The organism is bacterium (assembly GCA_023228325.1).
GTDB lineage: Bacteria > Auribacterota > UBA6266 > UBA6266 > UBA6266 > UBA6266.
In genome coordinates this window covers 1-21999 of the sequence record JALOBK010000003.1, presented here as the reverse complement: position 1 = coordinate 21999, position 21999 = coordinate 1, and the positions used below count along the sequence as shown (strand labels likewise).

Here is a 21999-nt window from a genome sequence, read left to right as displayed (position 1 = left end):
TAATTAGAGGCATTTTAACCCCTCCTATTTTTTATTTGTCAAACTAAATATCATATCAATCAATTTGCCAATTTTAATATTTTCCATATTACTTCTATTTTCATTTGTAAAATCTAAATTAAAATGTTGATCTATTAAATTTAAAAATAAATACAGATCGTTTTCATCAATGCCCATATCACTTCCCAATCTAAAACTAGGGAGAAAATCAATTATACCAAATGATTCTTTTAAAATTTCAGATAGTTTAAGAGAAATCATTTCTTTTGTCATTTTAAATTTCTTCATATGGATATCTCCAATCCAGTATTAAATTCTAGATTTTATTTTTAAGATTCTTATACACACTATTTTGCATTCTAGATATTATTTCATGGCTGTGATGTGTCATAACCCTTCTTGGAACATCATATTTAAATGAGATATCATTTAATTTAGCCAGTAATAACTCGCACACCTCATGAAACGCAGTGGTTCTAATACATTCCTCTTTTTCTTCCTTTGTTAAAGTTATGTTGTTCCATTTTTTCTCAAGATTTATTGTAACTATCATACCACTCAAATCCCAAGAACACCATCCTAATACCTTATCTGGATCTGTTGAAACGTTTGAATAATTTATATCCCATTCTGATAATCCCCAAAATTTGATCCACTTTTCACATTCTCTAACATATAATTGGAAGTCTTTTTTGCTTGTTATTATCATAAATTATTCCTCTATATCCGTGTTTCTTATAAATACTTTTAAAACCCAAAGTGCCATATAGCAAGAAATGAAAGATAAACAAAACATAAATTTCATATACTTCCCCCTATCATACAACAGCAGAAACATCAGCAATATTTGTTGCCATAGTATCTGCAACATGTAATAATAAAGATAACGGCCATGTTTTCCAAGCTTGTTGCATGGAAGATTCTCTATCGTATCTATTACCAAAATGGAATGCCCCCATATGATAATTTATAGCAGCTATTTCTGAATGATCTAATTTCAAACCAAATTCAGATAACATATAGACTGATTTCTCACCATGCCCCAACGGTAAATCATCTTTAAATAAATATCCACTATAACTTTCCCATTTATTCGTTTTTTCATTTTTTCTTCTTCTTTCCTGTTCTGCATATACATTTGTTTTACATATATCATGAAACCATCCACTGATTAAAATCGATTCTATAGGAATTTTTATATGTTTAATGCCATGCATTTCGTTTAATTTAGTGAGATAACAAACAACATGATATGAGTGTACTAATAATCCATATTCACAATGCAAATGGTATTGTGTTGATGCTGGAGCATACATAAAATCACTTTCGTTAATATACTCCAGGACTTTTTCAATGCCGTCTCTTTTAACTGTTTTCATATCATCTTCAAACGCCTTCATAGCCCTAGAAACTAAAGATTGTCTAATCGCCATATCTTGTTTTAATTCTGACATCTATATATACTCCTTTTTTATTTTGTTAATGTTTTTTTAAATTCATTTTTTTTCAATACATCATGTATTTATCTCTAAGAAAAATTCCACTCCATGTCATTTTAGAATTTGATCCGCTGTGAACTTTATACTTTCTAATTTTAAATTTGAATCCACATTTCTTACAAATAAAAAAATTATTTGTATATAAATTACACCCATCATGCCCGGTAATTATGCTTTCTTTCTCAACATCATCTTTATGAAAAATAAAACAATATTTTGCTCTGAGATAAACTAAAAAATTTAAAAACATAAAAATATTCTCCTTTTATTTGAATTCCAATATCCATTTTAGATGCCTTAATTTATTATCGTAAAAAACAAATTGACTTTGTGGCAATGGTCTTGCAATTATTTTTTCTATTTCATGAATTTCCATTATTATCTGTTTTTTGTTTTTATATCTATAATCTATCAAACTTCCCGGCATACTTAATCCTCCATACAGAAACAATTTTATTTTTTTTCTTCGAATGATTTCGTGGATACTCCCCGGCATAAATGCCGGAGCATTTAAGGATTTGCACCCAGGCTATCTATACCGAGAGCCAATATGTTCAAAGCTGCATTCTCATCTCGATCCATAATGAGTCCGCATTGCGGACATCTATGAGTTCGTTCCGAGAGTGCTTTTTTGACTAAGGTATTGCATTGAGAGCATTGTTGACTGGTATATCTTGGATTGACGAGAATCATATTTCTACCAGCACTTTCAGCCTTGTAGGAAGTTAGATCAATCAATTTAGACCAAGATGCATCAGCAATGCTCTTACTCAGCTTTCGATTGTGCATCATTCCTTCAACATTCAAATCCTCGAAAACGAGGATTTGATATTGTTGCACAAGATAATGGCTGAGTTTGTGTGCAAAGTCGTTTCTCCGATTGGAGATATGTTCATAAATATGTTGGACCCGTTTGACACACTTTTTCCGTTTCAATGAGCCTTTCTCTTGTTTGCTCAACTTACGTTGAGCTCTAGCAAGAAGACTCTCATCTTTGCGGAAGAATCTTGGATTTTCAATCTTCTCTCCGTTGGAGAGTGTTGCGAAATGAGTCAACCCGAGATCAATGCCGATAGCTTTCTCGTTCAATGGGAGCGGAGATGCTTCCACTTCACACGAGAAAGAAATCCACCATTTTCCGAGGATATCTCTTGTCAATATGAGAGTCTTTATTTTTCCCACAATCTCTCGGTGATAGACAATCTTCATTTCACCAATCTTGGAGATATGAATTTTCTTGCCAGACAACTTATATCCACCTTGTGGAAATGTTAAAGATTTATATCTGGTGAGAGATCTAAACCTCGGATATCCGGGATTTTCTTTCAACTTGCAACGCCGGAAATAATGTTTAAATGCATTGTCAACACGAGCGCACACGTCTTGCAACGATTGTGAGTGAACCACTTTGAGACTCGGATTCTCAACTTTCAATGCTGGGAGCATGTTGATTGTTTCGAATTTCGAAACAGATCTCTTTTCCTGTTCCCAAACATTCTTCCGAGTCTCAAGAATGTGATTATACACAAAACAACAATTAGACAGAATAACACCCAATTTCCTCCGTTGGAGTTTATTGGGGTATATTCTGTATTTAAATGTTTTCATCATTGCAAGATATAAATCTCCTTTTCAATACTCAAATTTGTATTTGTTTATGGAAAAACAAATGAATATTTTTTCAATGATTGTTTTCTAATTCATCCGATTCATCCATGGTCTAAAGCCCATGGTTTTCTCGGATGGAAATAAAAAATAAAGCATTTTAGTATGTTCACTTAAAATCAAATCCAACCCATTCTGATCATTCAATAATAAATATATGTAGTGAAATGACCTTTCTAAAAAAACAATAACTACATATATATCTTAAATGTCGAGAGAGATTTTTTATTTTTATAAACTAAAAGGGGGATTACTAGAATTATTTTTTCCTAAAATTAATTGGGGGTAAAATTTGAAAGTAGAAAAAAACAATGGGTCGTTAATAACATGTACTGAATGTGGTAAATCATTTCCGATTTATCAGATTATACATACAGTTAATGGCGACATGTGTTGCACATGTCATGAAAAAAATGAAAAGGAAATACAGGAGTGAAAAAAATAAGGAGTTGGGTGTTTTAACACCAACTCTATTTTTTGGGAGGTTAAATGATAGTAGAACATAAGGATGGTTATTTCAAAGTCATTCCATGTGATGCTTGTCAAAATCCAAATATAAGTCTAAGTTACAAATTGAGACACGAAAAGAACGGGACATGTAATTGTCCCAGGTGCAACGGAAATGGGTTTATAACCACATTTCCGAACATAGTCAAAAAATTTGAAAAACCAGCGAAAATATATACACCCGAAATTGGCGCTGAAGCCAAACGATTGTTTGAAGTTGAATTATACACAATTGTGGAGATAGCCAAAAAATTTGGAGTGGCACCATCCACAATTACAACATGGTTAGGTGAATACTCCCCGGCATAAATGCCGGAGCATCTAGGGATTTGCACCCAGGCCATTTATACCAAGGGCCAATATGTTCAAAGCTGCATTCTCATCTCGATCCATAATGAGTCCGCACTGCGGACATCTATGGGTTCGTTCTGAGAGTGCTTTTTTGACAATAGTGTTGCATTGAGAGCATTGCTGAGATGTGTATCTCGGATTGACGAGAATCATATTTCTACCAGCGCTTTCAGCCTTGTAGGAAGTGAGTTCAATCAATTTAGACCAAGATGCATCAGCAATGCTCTTGCTCAGCTTAGAATTGTGCATCATGTTTTCAACATTCAAATCCTCGAAGACGAGGATTTGGAATTGTTGCACAAGATAATGGCTGAGTTTATGTGCAAAATCATTTCTTCGATTAGAGATATGTTCGTGGATGTGCTGGACACGTTTGACAAACTTTTTTCGTTTTAATGAGCCTTTCTCTTGTATACTCAGCTTACGCTGAGCTCTCGAAAGGAGGTGCTCATCTTTCCGGAAGAATCTCGGATTATCAATCTTCTCACCATTGGAGAGCGTTGCGAAATGTGTCAATCCGAGATCAATGCCGACAGCTTTCTCGTTCGATTGGAGCAGAGATTTCTCTGTCTCGCAAGAGAAAGAAGCCCACCATTTGCCGAGGATGTCTTTTGTCAACACGAGAGTCTTTATTTTTCCCACAATCGGTCGATGAAGAACAATCTTAATTTCTCCGACCTTGGAAATATGGATTGTCCGAGAGGATAATTTATATCCACTCTGTGGGAATGTTAAAGATTTGTATCTGTTGCCAGACCTAAACCTCGGATATCCGGGATTTTCTTTCAACTTACATCGCCGGAAATAATGTTTGAAAGCGTTGTCCACGCGAGCGCACACGTCTTGCAATGATTGCGAATGAACCACTTTGAGACCAGGATTTTCCAATTTTAATGGTAGAAGCATCTTCATTGTTTCATACTTTGAAATAGAACGCTTTTCCTGCTCCCAAGCATTCTTTCGAGTCTCAAGCATGTGGTTATACACAAAACAACAATTAGACAGAATTAAACCAAATTTTCTCCGCTGGAGTTTATTGGGATATATTCTGTATTTAAATGTTTTCATCATTGCAAGATATAAATCTCCTTTTCAAAACACAAATTTAAGTTTGTTCACTTGATAATGAACAAACATTTTTTCAATAGTTTGTTCCTAATCCGTTTGATTCATCCACGGTTTAAAACCCGTGGATTTCTCAACCGATATTAAAATATGTTGGATTAAATCCAACATATTTTTTTTCAATTTATTTCTTTGAATCCCCTATCCAACATTTCTTTTTTACATCTAGATTCTATTGATGAGATTAACATATTATTTAATTCTTTATTTGAAATTTTAAAATCGTTAATATTATATTGTTTACTATAATATTTAACAATATTTTTTTTCTCTTCTAAATCATAAAAATTTTTATCAAAATCAATAACTTCATTTACCCTTCCGTCCCTGATAACTGATGGATCAATTTTATCCTTATGATTGGTTATTAATATAACGAGTCCAGTGGTTTTATCAAGTATTTCTTTAAACATATTGACCAAAAATGATTTATCGGTTTCAATACTTTTTTCAGTTGTATAATTACCGACATACATATCAAATTCATCGAACACATCATAACCAACTTCATTTATACCAGAAGTCAATTTATTATTGTCTGTCCCAAATATGATTTCATTTGGTAATGATTTATTATTGTCAGAGTTTTTATCATATAATTTTTTTCTTATTTCTTTCATACTATTTGACATCCCATATGCTTCGACCAATTTAATTTTATCTGTAAAAATTGGAAGATTTTTAAATAACCACGTTTTTCCAGTTCCCGGTTCTCCATGAACAAGAATAACCCAACGCATATCTTTATATTTATCTACTAATTTTCCCAAACTTTCAATTCTTTTTAATGTAGATACAAATTTCTTTGGTAAAAGATTCATTATTTCAGTTTTTTTTCTATATTCATTTCTAATAATACGTGCCAGGGCCATGCTTAATCTTCTTATATCAATATAAATATCTGAACACTTGGTATATTCAAATTCATTAAAATAATATTTAATACATAATGCTGGAAAATCAAATATAACATTACACCATGTATTTTTTATTTTGAATGTAAAAACCGATTTCCTATCCAAATTAGCAATTTTAAAATAATTGTGTTTATTCAACTCGCTATTCCCATCTATAATTTTTTCATTTTTTTCAGAAAATATTTTATTATTATTATATACTTTTTTTAGATATTTTATTCCTCTGCATTTATATTTTAAGAAATTTTCCATTTTGTTGACCGTTTCATCTAGATCCACAGTACAATGCCAACCTTCTGGTAAATATAAATCACCGGACATTAGACTATCCATATATATTTTTTTATATTTTAACACATCTACCGTGGCATCTATAACACTAGCATCTATTACAAAATCCGGGATTAATATACCAAATATTGATCTTTTAAGAACATTTTTATATGATACATTTTCTGATGGTTTATAATTATAAATTTTTGATAACACACTCTTAGCTATATCGAATGAAATCATATTTAAGCCCTCCCAAACAGATGTATTAATATTTTTTATTTTGTTTGGTAAAAAACAATTATTTATTTTTTTGATATTGAAGGTGAAATTTTAGATCTAAAAACATCTGATAGCATATAATCATCAAATTTTCCAATTTCTTTTAGATCTTCATCTTTATAAGTATACCTGAGAGAATGATATTTGTCATCCATATCCCTCATATCAAACATGAACACCTTCCCATTCGGAGATAATAAAACTGGATTGCCACCTTCATTTTTATTTGTCTTTGCAATAAGAAGAAGATTTTCTTTTTTTGCAAAATTATAATTCTTATGAAATTCAATGGTATTGCTTATAATATCTTTTCCTTCCACATCAGAAAATAAAGGCAATAGTCCACCGCCAGTTGTTTTATCATATAAATCACCATATGTCAATAATACTTTTCTGAGCATACAATATATTTTAAATCCGAGTTTATCTTCTGCTTCTTTTAACTTTTCTTCTTTGTATGCTGGTTTAGTCAAAACAAAATTAACTTTATTATGTTCAATATAATCAAATAATTCTATCTTAGATTCTAATAGTTTCAAAGCGAATTCTATAAAAAAGTTTTTCATATTTTTTCCTCTCCCAATTCATTATGCCCAATTCCTCTTTTCAAATAAATATAATTCTCAGATATTCCTTTTATTTTATCCATAATATATTCTATGGCGTCTTCTGGTTTACATTTACTTCCACATGTAAAAGCATCTATAAGAGCAACACCGTGTTCTGGCCACGTATGAATGGATATGTGAGATTCTTCAAGCAAACAATAAACAGTAACACCTTGTGGTTGAAAAGTTCTAGATTCAATATTTAGAACTGTTGCATTTGCTTTTATTGCAGACAGTTCTATGGTTTCTTTTAGAAAATTAGCATCATTCAAAATATCTTTATCACAATTAATTACATCGACAACTATGTGTCTTCCAAGACTTTCCATCTCATATATATCCCCTTTCAAATAGTTATTTTTTCTTGCCTTTTGACATTCTAATTTTATTAATTCTCTTCATATAACGAGATTTAATTTCTTTCTGTTTTTCTTTATTGTCTTCATTCTTTTTTAATTCATCATGCATTTTAGACATCTCACTTGCAACAGTTCCTTCTGGTTTTTTGGATTCAGAACTTTCTTTAAGATGTTTGAAAAATTTTGTTAAACAAACTTTATTATCAACATTGAGAATATTAATAATATCAGAACTTTCCATCATATGCAAAGTCTCCCCAATAACTTCTCTTTTTAAACTTTCAGCAAAGAAATCGATCTCGGTCTTCGTAAAAGAAATTTTCATGATGTTCCTCCAAATAATTAATTTTGATCTTCCCTTATTTCTTTATATTGAAATATTTTTTTAATTTTTTTAAATTCTTCAAGATCGTCCACGCTATCTTCCACCAGTTCCGGATGCAATATTTTAAGATAGTTTGCCACATCCATCCTCCTTTTTAATATTATAACTACAAATTTCTTTTTTTATCTCTTCTTCCCTTACTCTAAATCTTTCTTTTTCTTCTTTTACTTTTTCCTCGATGAGATTGAGAAAAACATTTTGCATCTAATAAACTCCTCTAATTTAAATAGTATTTCAATTCCAATCATTCCAATTACAATTCCTAGACAAGTTAATACAGCATACTTAAAACATTCAAAGAATTTGTACATACTACACACTCCATACTATTATTTTATCACGGATATGGTGGTGGACCAACTGGTTGTGGCCCTGGTTCTGGCTGATTTATTTGCTCGTTACTAGTTATAAAAGTTGTATTTAATAAACTAGTATTTTTTAGTTTTAAATGTAATGAGTGAAGTCTAGTGATATATGCCAATAAATCATTATTCACCATTACAATTGGATCAAAATAAAATACACCATTATCCAGATAATATAAAATATTATAAATGTTTTTTCCGGTTTCGGTTAGAGAAGAAAAGTCTATTCCAGCCAACGTGAAAGTCGGATCAGTTTGTCTAAATTTTCTAAATTGATCTAATAAATCAATATCAACCTGATTAAAATTGAATGGATTAATCGAATAGACTCCATCGTCTTTATATCTAACCTCACTTGGTTTAAACATATTAACCCTATAATTCACTGTTGGGGGATATATATCCTTTCCACTTTCATATCTAAAGGTATGTATAACTGAATCACCAATGAATACATTTCCAAATATTAATCTAAAAATATTCATAGTTGTCAGAGAACTATTATCTAAATTTCCTTGAAGTATATTATCTGGATCATAAAAAAATATATCATCATGAAATTCAGTTAATATTTGATCTAATTCTGGATAAAATATTTTAGACAATTATCCTCCAACTATTTTTAAGACAAAAAAAATTATTTTTTGCCTGTATAATATTTGAGGATCTCGCTGAATAAGTTAGCGAGATCCTCATTTTTATTCTTAAAAAACACATAAGTTATTGTAAAAAATCTTCTTAAATTATGATAGAATATATTTTTGTTTGTAATTTCTTCATTTAAATATTTCTTAAATTCGCCAATAATATATTTAGCATTGGCATAATACCACAAGTGATCTTTGTTATTGGGATCTAAATTTTCACTAAGGATAAACAACGTTGCTCTCTCAATAATTTTTAATACTAATAATTTATCTTCTTTTGATAAAACTATTTTGCTACTTAGTTTTTTTTTACTAACGTCAACTCTTCATATTCAAAAAGATGAGATTCAATTAATGTATCCACGTGCTTTTTGATATAATCAAGGATTCCTAATTTTTCTGCAATTTCAAATGCTTTCTCAACTGCTTTCTTATATTTTTCTTCTGATGTTGGTTTTGACGATTGTTTGGCAGCCCAGACTTCAACCCACGAACATGCACGCGAGACTGCGGTCCTTGCTAAATAATCGACCGATCCAGTATAATCCAATCCATATTTCTTAAAAAGTTTATAAACTAGAAACACCAATAACACAGAAATTGCACTTCCAAATGTTTGCATGAACAATGTGAGAAATACTCCAATTGCCTGTAAAGTTCCAGTATCAGAAATCACAGCGACTTCTTCAGTTGCAAAGCAAAAGAAAGAGAAAATGAAAACCATGAAAAGAATACTAGCATTTTTAAAAAACATTGTTTCCTCCAATTCTCAAAACAATCCTTTATTTTTGTTCCCAAAATTTAAATATCAAATTTCCTAATATTATATTTAGAAACTTTTTTAAAGTCTTTAATCTTATTATATGTGGTTAGAATTACTTTTCTCGTTAAATTCTTTAACTTTTTATCTACCAACTTTAATAACACCATTCCACCATCATACATCTTAGCAACGCGATATGATCCATTAGTTTTATCTGTTTTTATTTCAAAAATATCATGTATTCTAATATCCTTAATTTTTCTTATCATATTTTAAATTCCTCCACTTGGTTTACCAGCTGGTTTAACTGGTACTTTATTCTCTTCTTTATTTTCCGTTTCCTTGCTTTCCTCAATTATTTCAAGTATCTCACTAGCAACATCTTCTCTTCCCTTTAAATATTCACTCTTATCTGCATTTTCCTGTTTTTCTATTGCTTTTCCATTACTATCAATTATATCTAATTCATTTTTACAATAGACTTCGATATCCTTGATATTGTCATTAGGTTTCAATCCTGAGTTTTTATTTAGAGCCAGTATTGCTTTTATGATTGGAAGAAAATCTGTTACCTTAAATGGAATTTCATCGGACCCACATTTAAAAGCAGATTCAATTTTATTTTTTGTATAATCTAAAGAACTTCCATTTAATAAGCACGACAATATTAATTTTAATGATTCTAAATTATAATGAATATTGAGATATGGCTTTGAACCTGAATTATTAGTTATAAAATCCTTATGTATGAATTCCACTATTCCTGACATTTCCTGCATTGACTTATAATCAGAAGGCATGATTTACTTCCCTTTCCCTTTATTGGTTTTTTCCTTTTGAGTTTCTAATATCTCTAAAACCTCGGATGCAAAATCTTCTCTTCCTTCAAGATATTTTGTTTTTCTTCCAGATGCTTTAGTTTCCAATTCATTTTTACAATACTCATCTAAATCAGAAATATTATCATTTGGAAGATGTTTTGTTCCTATTTTTTCACCTTTCAAAAATTTAAAAAATATAAGAGTTTTTTCTAATATTTTTTTATTGTATTCTGTTTGTTCTCGATTACCAACTACTTCTTCATTTGTCATTTCGTTTATATAATTATTTAAATGAGAAATCCTTGATGTTGATGATGATCTCATTGACCGAATATTATACATAATATCCATAATTCTATTCAATTCTCCGCTGTATTCTTCGATATTTCTATCAAATCTGTCATAATTCTGGACACCACGAAACATATCCGTTATTTCGGTAGAAAGAGATTTTTTAGCCACAGATTAACTCCTTTTTATTTTTTTTAGAATACGAAAAAGTAATTGGAATATTTTTAAAACATTTTGGACATGTAATTGTTATTACCTTATCTTCGTTTATAAATATATTGTAGTTTCTTAAGACATTAAAATATGTGGAATAAAACCCACATTTACATTTAAAAAACATAAGCACCTCTGCTTCATTTTTTAATTATTTTTATGGTGAATCTTGTTATATAATAATTTTCAAGACTATGAATTGAGGTATACCACTGTTGAGAATGTCCACAAACATATACAGCAGTAAAATGAAATTTATCGGAATTCATGTCATATTTATTTGGTCCGATATATTCACCATTAATTATTTTGTAAACTTTTTTTTCTCCACATGTTCTACATGCAGAATGACCCTGATCTTCTAGATGTTTTTTCAAATCATAATCCAAATAATTCTTTGATAACTTATCCATCTTAAACTCCCATCATCTTTTAATTGCTTTTATTGTGAATAATATTTTATATTTTTCAAGACACGAAATACTAGAAATCCACCTTTTAGAATGTCCACATTTATATACTGCATAATATTTAAAACACTCATCTTCATATATACAATTCATTATTTTGATAACCTGCGTTTCCCCACATATTTGACACCTACAGTGACAATCCCCAAGATGTTTGATAATATCATAGTTTAGATAATTGGGAATTTTTTTATTCATGTCATTCTCCCATAAAATTCTCTAATTTTCATTAATAATTTCCCTAAATTATTTTCACCTTTATTAGTTTTTAAATCTACACCCCAATATGTATCTTTCCAATAATTTCCTTCTATTAATTCTTTGTCTTTAGTATTTAGTAACATTTTTCTTAGGCATGGTGCTTTGAATTTTACAATTAATAATCTTTCCATAATGTCTAGTTTTACAATTTCCCAATCATCTCGCATTATCAAATGTTTTCCATATGTTTTTGCTTCCATGGGTGTTTTTAATGTTGCGATATGATATTGCTCTTTTTTATCCATTGTTTTTTGAGCTTGATATGCATGTTCCACTGAAGGATAAAATATTCCATCGTGTATTATTCTACATGGAAAGAAATTGGAAAGAAAAGCATATTGATCTCTAAATTTATTTATCATAAATTTTTTTATCAAACTCCCTATATCCAATTTCTAACATCTTATTTTTACATGTAGATTCAATTGAAGCTATATTAATATTTTTTAATTGTGACTTACTTAATTTAAAATCATCTGGCAATTCATATTCTTTTTTATAATATCCAAATATTTTTTCTTTTTCTTCTGGAGAATAAAACTGCCCATTTATTTCAATAACCTCGTTCACCCTTCCATCTCTGATAACAGAGGGATCAATTTTATCTTTGTGATTTGTTATTAAAATTATCAAACCATTTTCATTATCCAATATTCTTTTAAATTCACTTACAGTATAAGATTTTTCCTGGTTTATTGTGTCATCTTCAATATAGTTTCCAACATATTTATCAAATTCATCTACTATTTGAATTTTTAAATATTTCTTTAAATAATTAGATTTTAGTGGTCCTTGAACTGAGTCAATATCATTAAACTCTGATATTTTTTTATTGGAACGCGTATTTTTATTTTGTTGTCTGTTGTCTTCTCCGTTATTATAATTTTTTAACATCAATGGTTTCATTTCAGTATTTATAGAATTATCTTTTGCAATAAATCTGTTTGATAGAAATAATGATATGTTTTCAAATATCCACGACTTGCCAGTTCCTGGTTCACCATGAACTAAAATAACCCATCTCAAGTATGGGCGATCTTTATAGATATCTGAAAAGTTTTCTATTTTTTTCAAGATCGGTTCAAACTTTTTAGATTTCAAATCATCTAGTTTTAATTTATTGTAAATTTTTGTTTTCATATCCATATAAATTTTCTCAACTATTTTATTAAAAAATATTTGGTATTTACGAGTTTTTAATGGAATTAATGAATTATAAAATATAGATGTCAATATATAATTATCATCATAAAATAATTTAACAAACTTATTTTTTAACGTGAAAGTACAAAGACATTTATTTTCAAATTTATCACACAAATCAGTTGCAAGCGGGTCAACATTACATACAATTTTTAGATTTTTTATATTTTTATTTCCACTTAAATTTTTGTTTAATATTTCTAAAAATTCACATTCGGTCATATACCTGCTAAATGCACCAAAATTAAAATTTAACCATATAGATTTAACATACAACTTTCTATTTTTTAAAAATTCTATAGTATTATTAATTCTAGTTTTATCCAAGAAAAATCCACATGGGACTAATGGTGATAACAAAGTTTCCTGAACTACATTATTAAAATCCTCACCAGCGGATTCATCAAATGCATTTACTATCCAGAACTTGAATATTTTTAATACATCTTTAAAAATATTAATCATATTTAGCATTGGACTCCTTGTTTAATTATTTTTTTTACTTTTCTTTTCCTCTGGGTATTCCACTCTCTTGTGGTATATTGATGATAATTCTTTTGGTAAAATTCTCCTAACAACTCTCACAATTCCCAATTCTAATTTATCTATCTGACCATCATCTGTTAATTTTTCTATTGTATCCGAGACTAATTTTACTTTTGTCTCTTCATCATTTAATTCGTTTCTAATATACAATGATCTAGCTGTTGATTCTACCACATCACAAATCATCAATATCGCGCTTTCAACTGTTGGTGGTGATGAAAATTTATAACGATATACATCCTCATCCGTTGATTTAGATTTACAATAGAAATAATGAATGACACAGCTTCCGTGATGATGCAATACATTTTTTATAACATCCAATGGAAAATTCCATTCCAATAATAATGCAGCCCCATCAGAAACATGCCTAGATATAATTTGATATGATAAATATGGATCCATTTTGTCATGTGGATTTTCTTCTTCTCCAACTAAATTTTCACAAAAGTATTTTGGATTAAATATTTTCCCAACATCATGAAATATAGCAGAACATCTTAGTCTATCTTTATTCACGATATCATCCGGAAGTTCTCCTGCTATTGAATCACAAAAATTTGCAACGTTGTTACAGTGTTTAAAAGATGATGGTGCTATATCCTTGAATTTTTCTAATAATGGGTTTGAATTATCATAAAAATCTTTATAGCTCGGTTCAGACATATGTACTCCTTTTAAATTCTTAGACAAATTCAGTAACTATTGTTCCATTTTTCGTTTTGTAAGTTATACTGTGCCTAGTTATATTCATGATTTCTCTTTTATTAGATGCACTTTTTGGTTTATTATATTTTTCGACTTCTAAAATATCAACAGGAACAATATTAGAATTTTCATTTATAAACAGATATTCATTGCTTATCTCTTTACCATCAACTGGTCCAATATCTTTACTCGGGGAATCATATATTTTTATTTCTTTTAATTTTATTGTTTTATTAGATGAATATAGTGATGGGTTTTCATGCGGATTAGAAGGATCATAATCAATTAATTCTTGTATTACTTTATTTATAATCAGTCCTCTGCAGCTTGTCCATGGTTTTGTTTCATAATTTATCGGCAATATTCTTTTCAACATTTTTGGCTTTCTTAATATCTCCTCTTCTGATTAAATTTATATCAGAATACATATACCATATCCCGGAAACATCCTCCCCAAATCTTTTATAAATCAAACCGAGATCATAGACTATACTTTTCATCGTATACCCATTGGTATAAAAAGTGTTTTTTATGCTCTTAACATTCTTATCTGGAAGCAATGAAACCATATAATTTATATTTTCCCGTATTATTTCTACGGTTTCATTAAAATCAACTCCGTTCATTTTTCCTTCTCCTCAATATTAGCAAATCTCATTCAAGTTAAATTTGCAAATTTTCCACTTCTCATATAAATTTTTATTTTCATCATAATCACACTCTATTAAAGTCAATTGATATATAGTATCGCCAATTACAACTTGTTTTATTATTGACATTCCTATTCACCTTTTTCTATTTTTTTATATTGATTTTGGCGGAGATGGTAGGATTCGAACCCACGGGGCTTTTACACCCACTTGTTTTCAAAACAAGCACCATAGTCCAACTCGGTCACATCTCCACTATAAATTGATTAATAATTCACAATTCATTTATTCTCTATGAAATAATTTCCAAACATTCCTATACAAATAATGATAACCAATCCCAATGCCCAATAAAAATATAAACGTCCACTTAATTACTCTCATTTTTATCTCCTAAATATCTTTCTTGAATTTTTAAAACTGATATTGAATATTTGTGGGCTTTTTTACTTAACCCAAAATATCTCTGCAATGCCAATCCATAATCTCCCGTCATTTTAAAATATTTATTTAATATATAGCATCCACATTTGATATTATTTTCAATATTATGCAAGTATTCAACAGATGGAATATTTAATTCTTTTTTCCATACTTTATAATTAATCTGCATCAACCCAACACATTCTGATTTCGATATCAGTTTATGATTGAAACTACTTTCTCTTTCAATCACAGCATATACCAAAGATTTTGGAATATTATATAATTTTGAATATTTATTGATTGATTTATTTATTGCTCGTATATTTATGTATTCAATTTTAAATTTATCCATTGCAATTCTAGACATAGAATCAAAATTATGAGACTCTATTTCTTTGGAATTGCTCGAATGTAAAACACATTGCATCAAAAATAAAAATAATAGAAAAAACCTCATCCATATATCACCTTTCAATTATATTATTTTTCAAAGACAATATTTTTTAATATTGTCAAAACTTAACGAAATATATTCTTTTTTAATTATTGTCTTATCATTTTTTTTCTCAATAACATGTATACACATCCATCTAGAATCGTAATCGAATTTTTTAGCTAAAGGACGTATATCCAGGTGCAGTCCCGGATTATTCCAATGTGGATAAACACCAATACCATTGAATACATCAAATCTACTTGCGGCTAAATAAAAATCCACAACATTTAATTTTTTACAATAAATATCTACAGCCATGCCACTATAATGGTATGAATCATCAGTATGCCCTCCTTTTTCATACGCACAATTAATTCCTATTGGAAACCCAATGTAATTTCTAAGGGCATCCAACCCATAAATTAAAAGTTTATGCACTTTTAAAGGATTTCCCCATTTTTCAGTTTTCTTAAAATATTTTATTTCCTTCCAATTTTCATTTGTCATTAGTAAAATATCTACTAAATCTGAATTCTCAATCGTCATCTTCTTCATTCCCCTCATCCAAACATAAAACTTTAATATAATGTTTTTTCAGATCACAAGATAAAGAAAATCTTTTGCTAACAACAGAAAAAAAATCTTTATCAAAATTAAATCCATAAAACAAATCTTTAATAATTTTAAAATCTGTAACCTTATTAGATTCCAAATTTCTTACAACAACAATTACTGCTTTTTCTGGTTCCTTAATCATATTGCATAAAATAATACTTATTTCTACATTTAATTTTGGGAAAGTATATTTCATTCTTTCCACATCGGCCAGATTATATATGTTGCAAATAGTATCAATGGCTTCACCAATATTTTCTGTTCTTTTCTTAAGTAAATCATCAATAATGTTTTTAACATTTTTAGACATAACAAATCTTCTCCTATTTCAAAAAAAGTGGAGATGATTTTACTCATCTCCACATAAATTAAGGAAAGGAAAAACGAGAAACGGGAAATTAGAAATTTATAACGAGTTCAGTTTTGAATAATGATTGTTCAACTGGAGCAAGAGATTCGTGATCTTTTGTTTTTGTATAATTGACATCCAATTTCAAATTCTTTTCAATACCATATTCCAGTCCAACTTTATATCCTTTGGAATTTGTCATGCCATTATGAAAATCCGAATCTGTGTAACAATCAAGAACTGAATCCTGCTCAATCTTCCTAATGTTAGAATAGAGTTTCCAATCTTCTTTATCAACCACAGTTAAATTCCCATATTCAATTCCAAGTAAATATGCCTTATCATCGGAGTCAGTATTCTCTATCCAGTTTCCAAGCAATTTTATTTCATTTTCTCCGATTGTTTTTGTAAAAGTGCTTCCAAATTCAATAGCATCATAATCATAAGTATAATTTCCAAGTAAATTGAGACTGTTACTATTTACTGTCCATTTAAGAGGAAGTTTGTTTTTAATGTTATAATAATTAATAAGTCCACCGTAAACATCATAATTAATATCTTGATATTTTCCAGAAATACCAAGCTGGGAAACAACAAGCTTTGGATCATTATCAGCTGCAGTGAATTCATCCAGGTTATATACACCACTATGAAAGTATACCTTGTTGCCTTCCAAAAGAGTATGAACCAGATCAAATCCAAAACCTTCAAATGCCAAATCTTTGTCCCAAATCATATCTGATGCTGAAACAAAATTCTTACCAAATTTTCCACCAGTGAAACTTAGTAATGTTGATTCATCTAAACTGTAGTTATAAGATAAATATGCTTTCTTTAAACGAAAATCTTTTGTTTCCATGTTTCCACTTAGCACTTGAGTTGTGACTCTTGGATCACCATTGGAACTTCCAATTGACGCACCAAGCTCTAAATCAGCTGAAACGTTTTCGATGAATGATAAATCAAGATCAATATAATTTGTAGAATCATCAACAGCAATATAATCCTTCACGTGTTGATAACCTAATGATGCACTGCCAGTCCATTCTGCAGCACTGATGATAGTAGCGAAAAGAATAAATAAAACAAATAAATTTTTCATTAAAATAAATCTCCAATTTTTTTGGTCCAATACTTCCCATTACATACTTTAAGAAAAGAAAGATTGGCACTACATACAACTCTCTTTTTTTATTTATTTTTTAATTTATCAACCCCCTTTTCAAACTTTGGTTGTTGCCCGGAGTAGGATTCGAACCTACATGCCATATTAAATGACTCACAACTTTTATTCGTTGCTGAACGTCTACCACTTCCGCCATCCGAGCATATGAAATTATAAACCAAATTCTCCAGTGTCAACCCAATCAGAAGATATTAAGGTCCACCAATCGACAGCTAAACCTTTGAGTAAATATTGATATGGGAGCCACCCGTATCCACCATCAAACCCCCATTTTGGACCCCAGCTATTTCTTATCAAAAATGCTCCGGTTGTTATTTCTCCGGTAAAATCGTGTTTTATTTGTATGTTATCGTCAAATCCATAAGATCCTATGGCGTGCCCACCTTTTGCAGTTTCATTACTTCCCGGGAATGGAATTTTTCCAGTATATCTTGATTGAACTAAGGAATCATACGTTGTAAACCCAAACATTAAAGGAAGACCCGCAACCAAGCATTTCTTTATATTTGTTAGGATATTTTCTTTTGATAAATTATGTTGATCAATTTTTATATATTTTGTAGCTTTGAAGTTTTGTGCTAGAGAATACACAAACGATGTTGGTTCAATATCATATTTTGAAACATCATACGGCCAATATGATTCTGGAGGTGCACCATATAAACGCAATGCTGCCATAGTAGTTCTAAGAAATGCACCAGTATCGCCAGACCACTTCAATAAATTTCTAGTTACTTTATACAAAAATAACCTAGAAACATCAGTATGTTTACCAAATGCTTTTCTCTCATAATATTCAACTATACTTGCAGCAGCATTAGCCGTACATGATCCAATATTTCCCTGATCTTCAATAGGTGAGCAATATTTTCTAAGATCTACCGAATTTGATAATTCCATATTATTATCATTAATTTTTAATCTATCTAACAAATCGCCAACTGATTGACTTTTTAAACTATAATCTCTATGGTCGGGATAATCAACCAACCAACCAGTAAAAGAAAATTCCATTTTTATTTATCTCCTCTTCAATGGAGTTCACTCCTCCACTTTTGCAAACACGTCTTCATACTTTATAAAAATATATGTTTTTTCATCAACTTTAACCGGATATCCTTTTCCAAATGGAACAAGAATTTTATCTCCCTTATTAATATCTAATGGAATGATATTTCCATCTTTCGTTTTGAACCCTGTTCCAACATCATATACATCAACAATGAGGGTTTTTAGTGGAGTCCCATCTGGAAGAATAATTCCACTCTTTGTTACTGTTTCTTTTGTTAAATCTGGCATCTCAAAAACAACAGAATCATTAAGAATTTTTTTTAACATCAACACTCCTATTTTTTAATTTTAACTGAATCAAAATAATTATGACCCAGAATTTATTTCTGAAATTAAAGTATCTTTTGGAAGAAAACCTATAATGGTTTTAATTACATTTCCATCTTCAGTTATTAATAAAGTTGGAAGGCTCCTAACTGAGAAGCTAGATGCTAGATTAGCTAAGGTATCAACATCAACCGTTAATATATCAAAATTAACTTCATTTGAAATTAATTCCAATGTTTCTTTTAATCTTTTACATGGAGCACACCACGGAGCCCAAAAATCAATTATTTTTTTGCCATTTAAGATTTCATTGTTAAATTCATTTTCTGTTCTAATTTCTTTAATCAAGGTTTCCTCCAAAAAATAATTGTAGAACTTCATTTTTGAGAATAAAAAGTGGGGATAATACACTATCCCCACTTTAGAATTATGGTGTTCCTAGTTGGAATCGAACCAACTTTTCCAATTTTAGAGATTGGAGCCTTGACCGTTAGGCTATAGGAACTTTTATTTTATTAACTGTAATTTTTCTGTAAATTTATCATCGCTAACAAATGCTATTGCAGTTAATTGATTTTCAATATCTGGTTCTAAAAATTTCTCAAATTCAACATCATTTAATTTCAATTTATATTCCCAGTCTTTAATTCTAAGTTCATCTTTAACTTTGACATATATCAAATATTGATTATTCCATTTTCTTGCAATGTCTTCGTGTTTCAATATGAATTCGGCAATAGCATGACCAGCTTGAATGAATCTGTAAACTTCATCCAAGTCTTCTCGTACAAGAACATACATCTTTTCCATTAATATCTAACAACCAAAAACATTTTCAATTGCTTCAGATTTGGTTATTCCTTTTTCTTTCCTTATCGGCTTTGGATGTTCCGCATTATATTTTTCTAATTTTAAATTCCACTCTGTTTTATATTTTTCGATCAAACCCTCATCTGCTTTATTGAATTCACCGGGAATTTCAATATCTTTTCTTTCCATTCCTCTTAATTCACAATATGCAATATGTTTATGTCTATATATCGATCTCATACTGTTTAGACCAGGAACAAAACCTTTATATTTTTTTCTGAGAGATTTGAATGTTTTAATTTCATTTGCTAAAGATTTGAATTCTTCCTTAATTGTTTTGATCACAGGATTTCCCATCGATTCCTCCTAGAATTTTGTCAAATTTAAAAAAATTTTGAAATAAATGAAACAAAGATCTGGGAGGACTCCTGGGAGCCTACCCATATTTAAGATAGTTTAAGATCTACATTGAATTTCCTCCTGAGATTTGGGTGTGAAGCGAGATATGAGTGCTGATTACTGTTGAGCTATCTCGCCAATATCAACTTCTTCTTTGTAGTTGTTCAGCTAGTTTTAAGATCAAATTTCTATTAAAATATATTTATTATTTTCCAATTATTTTGATTTCGAATAATGGTTTTGTTATCACTCGAATTAATCCATCATTTATTAAGTCATTGGGATTTTCAATACCATAATTATAAATTTCATCCCATCCGCAATTCGTACAATGACAACAAAAATTAATACTTAAAATTTCACAAGTATCATCAAAATAAAAAGTATTTATGGTGGCGGTTTCAATTAGTTTATATTTTATTATTTTATCATCTACATCTCTATTGTAAAATTCGCAATTTTCATTTTGGCAACAATATCCTAAAAACCTATATGCTTCAATGCTAAATTTTTCTTGATCAATATCTTTAATATCTACTAATTTAAATTTAGATTTTAAATATTTTTTCATATATGATTAACCTCGAAATATTTTTATTTCAAAAGCAGGTTTAGTTAAATATTCAAATATTTCTTTATCATCCAAAAACTTAGTAAAAAACTTACAATCGTGTTCATCTTCCCAACCACATTCGGAACATCTTAATTTTATAGTAAGTAAAACGGAATATTCATATTCATTATTTACCTTTTCTCTTTTTATTTCTTTAAATTTTAATAATTCACAAAACATTTCTTGTGTGTCATGTATATCGCATAATTCACATTCTAAATTTTCACAACATATTGGTAAGGCATACTTAATCATTTCATTTAGTATTTTTTTATCAATCTCTTTAATATTTTTAAAAACAAACATATTTTTAAACTTCATCTATTAATGACTTTTATTTTGAAAAGTGCATTCGCTGATAAAAGCTCAAATAATTTTCGAATTCCTCTAGCACCTTTATCATTAATATTCCCAATATAAAAACTTTTATTATATATTTGTTCCCAACCACATTCGAGACATACACAATTAAAATTTATGTATAATTCTTCATTATCTTCACACTCATTATCATAAAATTCAAAATCAATTAATTTATAATGAATCATGTCAATATAATCGTAAAATTCACAATAATCATTCATACAACAATATCCAATTTCATCATGAAGAATATGAGAAAATATTTCTTGATCAATATCTTTTATTTTCTTAGGAATTCTCATAATTTTTAAACCTCTAAATATTTCTGAAATTAACGAACAATTGTTTTTATTTTGAATGGTAATTCACGTATTGTCAAAATATCAAATAATTCTTTATTTGCCGAATATTTAGAATCTAAATAAAAATTTTCATTATAATACGTATCATTCCATCCGCAAAAGGAACATTCACATTCTATTGTTAATGTCAAACACTCTTCGATTGGGCCATACAAATATTTAAAATCAATTAAGTTATAATGAATCTCGGCGC

General features: G+C 29.3%; 36 protein-coding genes and 2 tRNA genes. 1 reads left to right on the top strand and 37 read right to left on the bottom strand.

Annotation, left to right across the window (positions count from 1 at the left end; translation table 11 throughout):
* Positions 1-24: 24 nt before the first annotated feature.
* The 5 genes from M0R36_09905 to M0R36_09885 form a co-directional block, all read right to left on the bottom strand.
* Entirely contained in the window at positions 25-288 is a 264-nt protein-coding gene (locus M0R36_09905; GenBank protein ID MCK9556111.1) for a hypothetical protein, read from the bottom strand.
* 28 nt (positions 289-316) lie between these two features.
* Positions 317-709: a hypothetical protein gene (locus M0R36_09900; GenBank protein ID MCK9556110.1), complete on the bottom strand. Its 393-nt coding sequence runs from the start codon at positions 707-709 to the stop codon at positions 317-319.
* Positions 710-818: 109 nt separating this feature from the next.
* Entirely contained in the window at positions 819-1454 is a 636-nt protein-coding gene (locus M0R36_09895) for a hypothetical protein (protein MCK9556109.1), read from the bottom strand.
* A gap of 310 nt (positions 1455-1764) precedes the next feature.
* Complete coding sequence (locus M0R36_09890) at positions 1765-1926, bottom strand: hypothetical protein (GenBank protein ID MCK9556108.1); 162 nt, start codon at positions 1924-1926, stop codon at positions 1765-1767.
* Positions 1927-2009: 83 nt separating this feature from the next.
* Entirely contained in the window at positions 2010-3110 is a 1101-nt protein-coding gene (locus M0R36_09885) for a transposase (GenBank protein ID MCK9556107.1), read from the bottom strand.
* A gap of 543 nt (positions 3111-3653) precedes the next feature.
* Between M0R36_09885 and M0R36_09880 the strand changes: the two genes are divergently transcribed.
* Positions 3654-3980 carry a hypothetical protein gene (locus M0R36_09880; protein MCK9556106.1) on the top strand — a complete coding sequence of 109 codons (327 nt, stop codon included), beginning with the start codon at positions 3654-3656 and terminating at the stop codon, positions 3978-3980.
* A 12-nt stretch (positions 3981-3992) separates the two neighbouring features.
* Here M0R36_09880 and M0R36_09875 read toward each other — a convergent pair whose 3' ends face one another.
* From M0R36_09875 to M0R36_09720, 32 genes are all read right to left on the bottom strand, one after another.
* Positions 3993-5093, bottom strand: a complete 1101-nt coding sequence (locus tag M0R36_09875; protein MCK9556105.1) for a transposase — start codon at positions 5091-5093, stop codon at positions 3993-3995.
* Between the two features lie 173 nt (positions 5094-5266).
* Positions 5267-6580, bottom strand: coding sequence for an AAA family ATPase (locus tag M0R36_09870; GenBank protein MCK9556104.1), 1314 nt, complete (start codon positions 6578-6580; stop codon positions 5267-5269).
* A gap of 62 nt (positions 6581-6642) precedes the next feature.
* Positions 6643-7185 (bottom strand): hypothetical protein, encoded by a 543-nt coding sequence (locus M0R36_09865; protein MCK9556103.1) that lies wholly within the window; start codon positions 7183-7185, stop codon positions 6643-6645.
* Positions 7182-7556 (bottom strand): adenosylmethionine decarboxylase, encoded by a 375-nt coding sequence (speD, locus tag M0R36_09860; protein MCK9556102.1) that lies wholly within the window; start codon positions 7554-7556, stop codon positions 7182-7184. Before speD ends, M0R36_09865 begins: the two co-directional genes overlap by 4 nt.
* A gap of 25 nt (positions 7557-7581) precedes the next feature.
* The gene (locus M0R36_09855) at positions 7582-7911 is read right to left on the bottom strand and encodes a hypothetical protein (protein MCK9556101.1); all 330 of its coding nucleotides are present in this window, start codon (positions 7909-7911) and stop codon (positions 7582-7584) included.
* A 123-nt stretch (positions 7912-8034) separates the two neighbouring features.
* Entirely contained in the window at positions 8035-8175 is a 141-nt protein-coding gene (locus tag M0R36_09850) for a hypothetical protein (GenBank protein ID MCK9556100.1), read from the bottom strand.
* Between the two features lie 133 nt (positions 8176-8308).
* Positions 8309-8941, bottom strand: coding sequence for a hypothetical protein (locus tag M0R36_09845; GenBank protein ID MCK9556099.1), 633 nt, complete (start codon positions 8939-8941; stop codon positions 8309-8311).
* A gap of 340 nt (positions 8942-9281) precedes the next feature.
* A complete protein-coding gene (locus tag M0R36_09840; GenBank protein MCK9556098.1) occupies positions 9282-9737 on the bottom strand; it encodes a hypothetical protein in 456 nt (151 codons plus the stop codon).
* Positions 9738-9784: 47 nt separating this feature from the next.
* On the bottom strand, positions 9785-10015 hold the full coding sequence (locus tag M0R36_09835) for a hypothetical protein (protein ID MCK9556097.1): 231 nt from the start codon (positions 10013-10015) through the stop codon (positions 9785-9787).
* Positions 10016-10018: 3 nt separating this feature from the next.
* Positions 10019-10546 (bottom strand): hypothetical protein, encoded by a 528-nt coding sequence (locus M0R36_09830; protein MCK9556096.1) that lies wholly within the window; start codon positions 10544-10546, stop codon positions 10019-10021.
* 3 nt (positions 10547-10549) lie between these two features.
* Positions 10550-11029, bottom strand: coding sequence for a hypothetical protein (locus tag M0R36_09825; protein ID MCK9556095.1), 480 nt, complete (start codon positions 11027-11029; stop codon positions 10550-10552).
* Positions 11030-11211: 182 nt separating this feature from the next.
* Complete coding sequence (locus tag M0R36_09820) at positions 11212-11484, bottom strand: hypothetical protein (protein MCK9556094.1); 273 nt, start codon at positions 11482-11484, stop codon at positions 11212-11214.
* A 251-nt stretch (positions 11485-11735) separates the two neighbouring features.
* Positions 11736-12164, bottom strand: a complete 429-nt coding sequence (locus tag M0R36_09815; GenBank protein MCK9556093.1) for an NADAR family protein — start codon at positions 12162-12164, stop codon at positions 11736-11738.
* Positions 12154-13479, bottom strand: a complete 1326-nt coding sequence (locus M0R36_09810; GenBank protein ID MCK9556092.1) for an ATP-binding protein — start codon at positions 13477-13479, stop codon at positions 12154-12156. The genes M0R36_09815 and M0R36_09810 overlap by 11 nt, the downstream gene beginning before the upstream one ends.
* Positions 13480-13491: 12 nt before the next feature.
* The gene (locus M0R36_09805) at positions 13492-14217 is read right to left on the bottom strand and encodes an HD domain-containing protein (GenBank protein MCK9556091.1); all 726 of its coding nucleotides are present in this window, start codon (positions 14215-14217) and stop codon (positions 13492-13494) included.
* 19 nt (positions 14218-14236) lie between these two features.
* Entirely contained in the window at positions 14237-14635 is a 399-nt protein-coding gene (locus M0R36_09800) for a hypothetical protein (GenBank protein MCK9556090.1), read from the bottom strand.
* Complete coding sequence (locus tag M0R36_09795; GenBank protein MCK9556089.1) at positions 14604-14885, bottom strand: hypothetical protein; 282 nt, start codon at positions 14883-14885, stop codon at positions 14604-14606. Before M0R36_09795 ends, M0R36_09800 begins: the two co-directional genes overlap by 32 nt.
* Positions 14886-15074: 189 nt before the next feature.
* Positions 15075-15163, bottom strand: a tRNA-Ser gene (locus tag M0R36_09790).
* 116 nt (positions 15164-15279) lie between these two features.
* Positions 15280-15687 (bottom strand): transglycosylase SLT domain-containing protein, encoded by a 408-nt coding sequence (locus M0R36_09785; protein ID MCK9556088.1) that lies wholly within the window; start codon positions 15685-15687, stop codon positions 15280-15282.
* 135 nt (positions 15688-15822) lie between these two features.
* The gene (locus tag M0R36_09780) at positions 15823-16326 is read right to left on the bottom strand and encodes a DUF882 domain-containing protein (GenBank protein MCK9556087.1); all 504 of its coding nucleotides are present in this window, start codon (positions 16324-16326) and stop codon (positions 15823-15825) included.
* Positions 16307-16696, bottom strand: coding sequence for a hypothetical protein (locus M0R36_09775; protein ID MCK9556086.1), 390 nt, complete (start codon positions 16694-16696; stop codon positions 16307-16309). Before M0R36_09775 ends, M0R36_09780 begins: the two co-directional genes overlap by 20 nt.
* Positions 16697-16784: 88 nt before the next feature.
* On the bottom strand, positions 16785-17837 hold the full coding sequence (locus tag M0R36_09770; GenBank protein ID MCK9556085.1) for a putative porin: 1053 nt from the start codon (positions 17835-17837) through the stop codon (positions 16785-16787).
* Between the two features lie 135 nt (positions 17838-17972).
* A tRNA-Phe gene (locus tag M0R36_09765) sits at positions 17973-18063 on the bottom strand.
* Positions 18064-18071: 8 nt separating this feature from the next.
* Positions 18072-18935, bottom strand: coding sequence for a cysteine protease (locus tag M0R36_09760; protein ID MCK9556084.1), 864 nt, complete (start codon positions 18933-18935; stop codon positions 18072-18074).
* A 27-nt stretch (positions 18936-18962) separates the two neighbouring features.
* Positions 18963-19259: a co-chaperone GroES gene (locus M0R36_09755; protein MCK9556083.1), complete on the bottom strand. Its 297-nt coding sequence runs from the start codon at positions 19257-19259 to the stop codon at positions 18963-18965.
* A gap of 39 nt (positions 19260-19298) precedes the next feature.
* Positions 19299-19607: a thioredoxin domain-containing protein gene (locus tag M0R36_09750; GenBank protein MCK9556082.1), complete on the bottom strand. Its 309-nt coding sequence runs from the start codon at positions 19605-19607 to the stop codon at positions 19299-19301.
* Positions 19608-19766: 159 nt separating this feature from the next.
* Positions 19767-20069, bottom strand: coding sequence for a hypothetical protein (locus tag M0R36_09745; protein ID MCK9556081.1), 303 nt, complete (start codon positions 20067-20069; stop codon positions 19767-19769).
* A 6-nt stretch (positions 20070-20075) separates the two neighbouring features.
* Complete coding sequence (locus M0R36_09740) at positions 20076-20426, bottom strand: hypothetical protein (GenBank protein MCK9556080.1); 351 nt, start codon at positions 20424-20426, stop codon at positions 20076-20078.
* Between the two features lie 247 nt (positions 20427-20673).
* Positions 20674-21039 (bottom strand): hypothetical protein, encoded by a 366-nt coding sequence (locus M0R36_09735; GenBank protein MCK9556079.1) that lies wholly within the window; start codon positions 21037-21039, stop codon positions 20674-20676.
* A gap of 6 nt (positions 21040-21045) precedes the next feature.
* Positions 21046-21402: a hypothetical protein gene (locus tag M0R36_09730; GenBank protein ID MCK9556078.1), complete on the bottom strand. Its 357-nt coding sequence runs from the start codon at positions 21400-21402 to the stop codon at positions 21046-21048.
* Complete coding sequence (locus M0R36_09725; protein MCK9556077.1) at positions 21399-21746, bottom strand: hypothetical protein; 348 nt, start codon at positions 21744-21746, stop codon at positions 21399-21401. Before M0R36_09725 ends, M0R36_09730 begins: the two co-directional genes overlap by 4 nt.
* A gap of 29 nt (positions 21747-21775) precedes the next feature.
* Positions 21776-21999 (bottom strand): hypothetical protein (locus M0R36_09720; protein ID MCK9556076.1); only part of this gene is annotated, 224 nt, incomplete at its 5' end.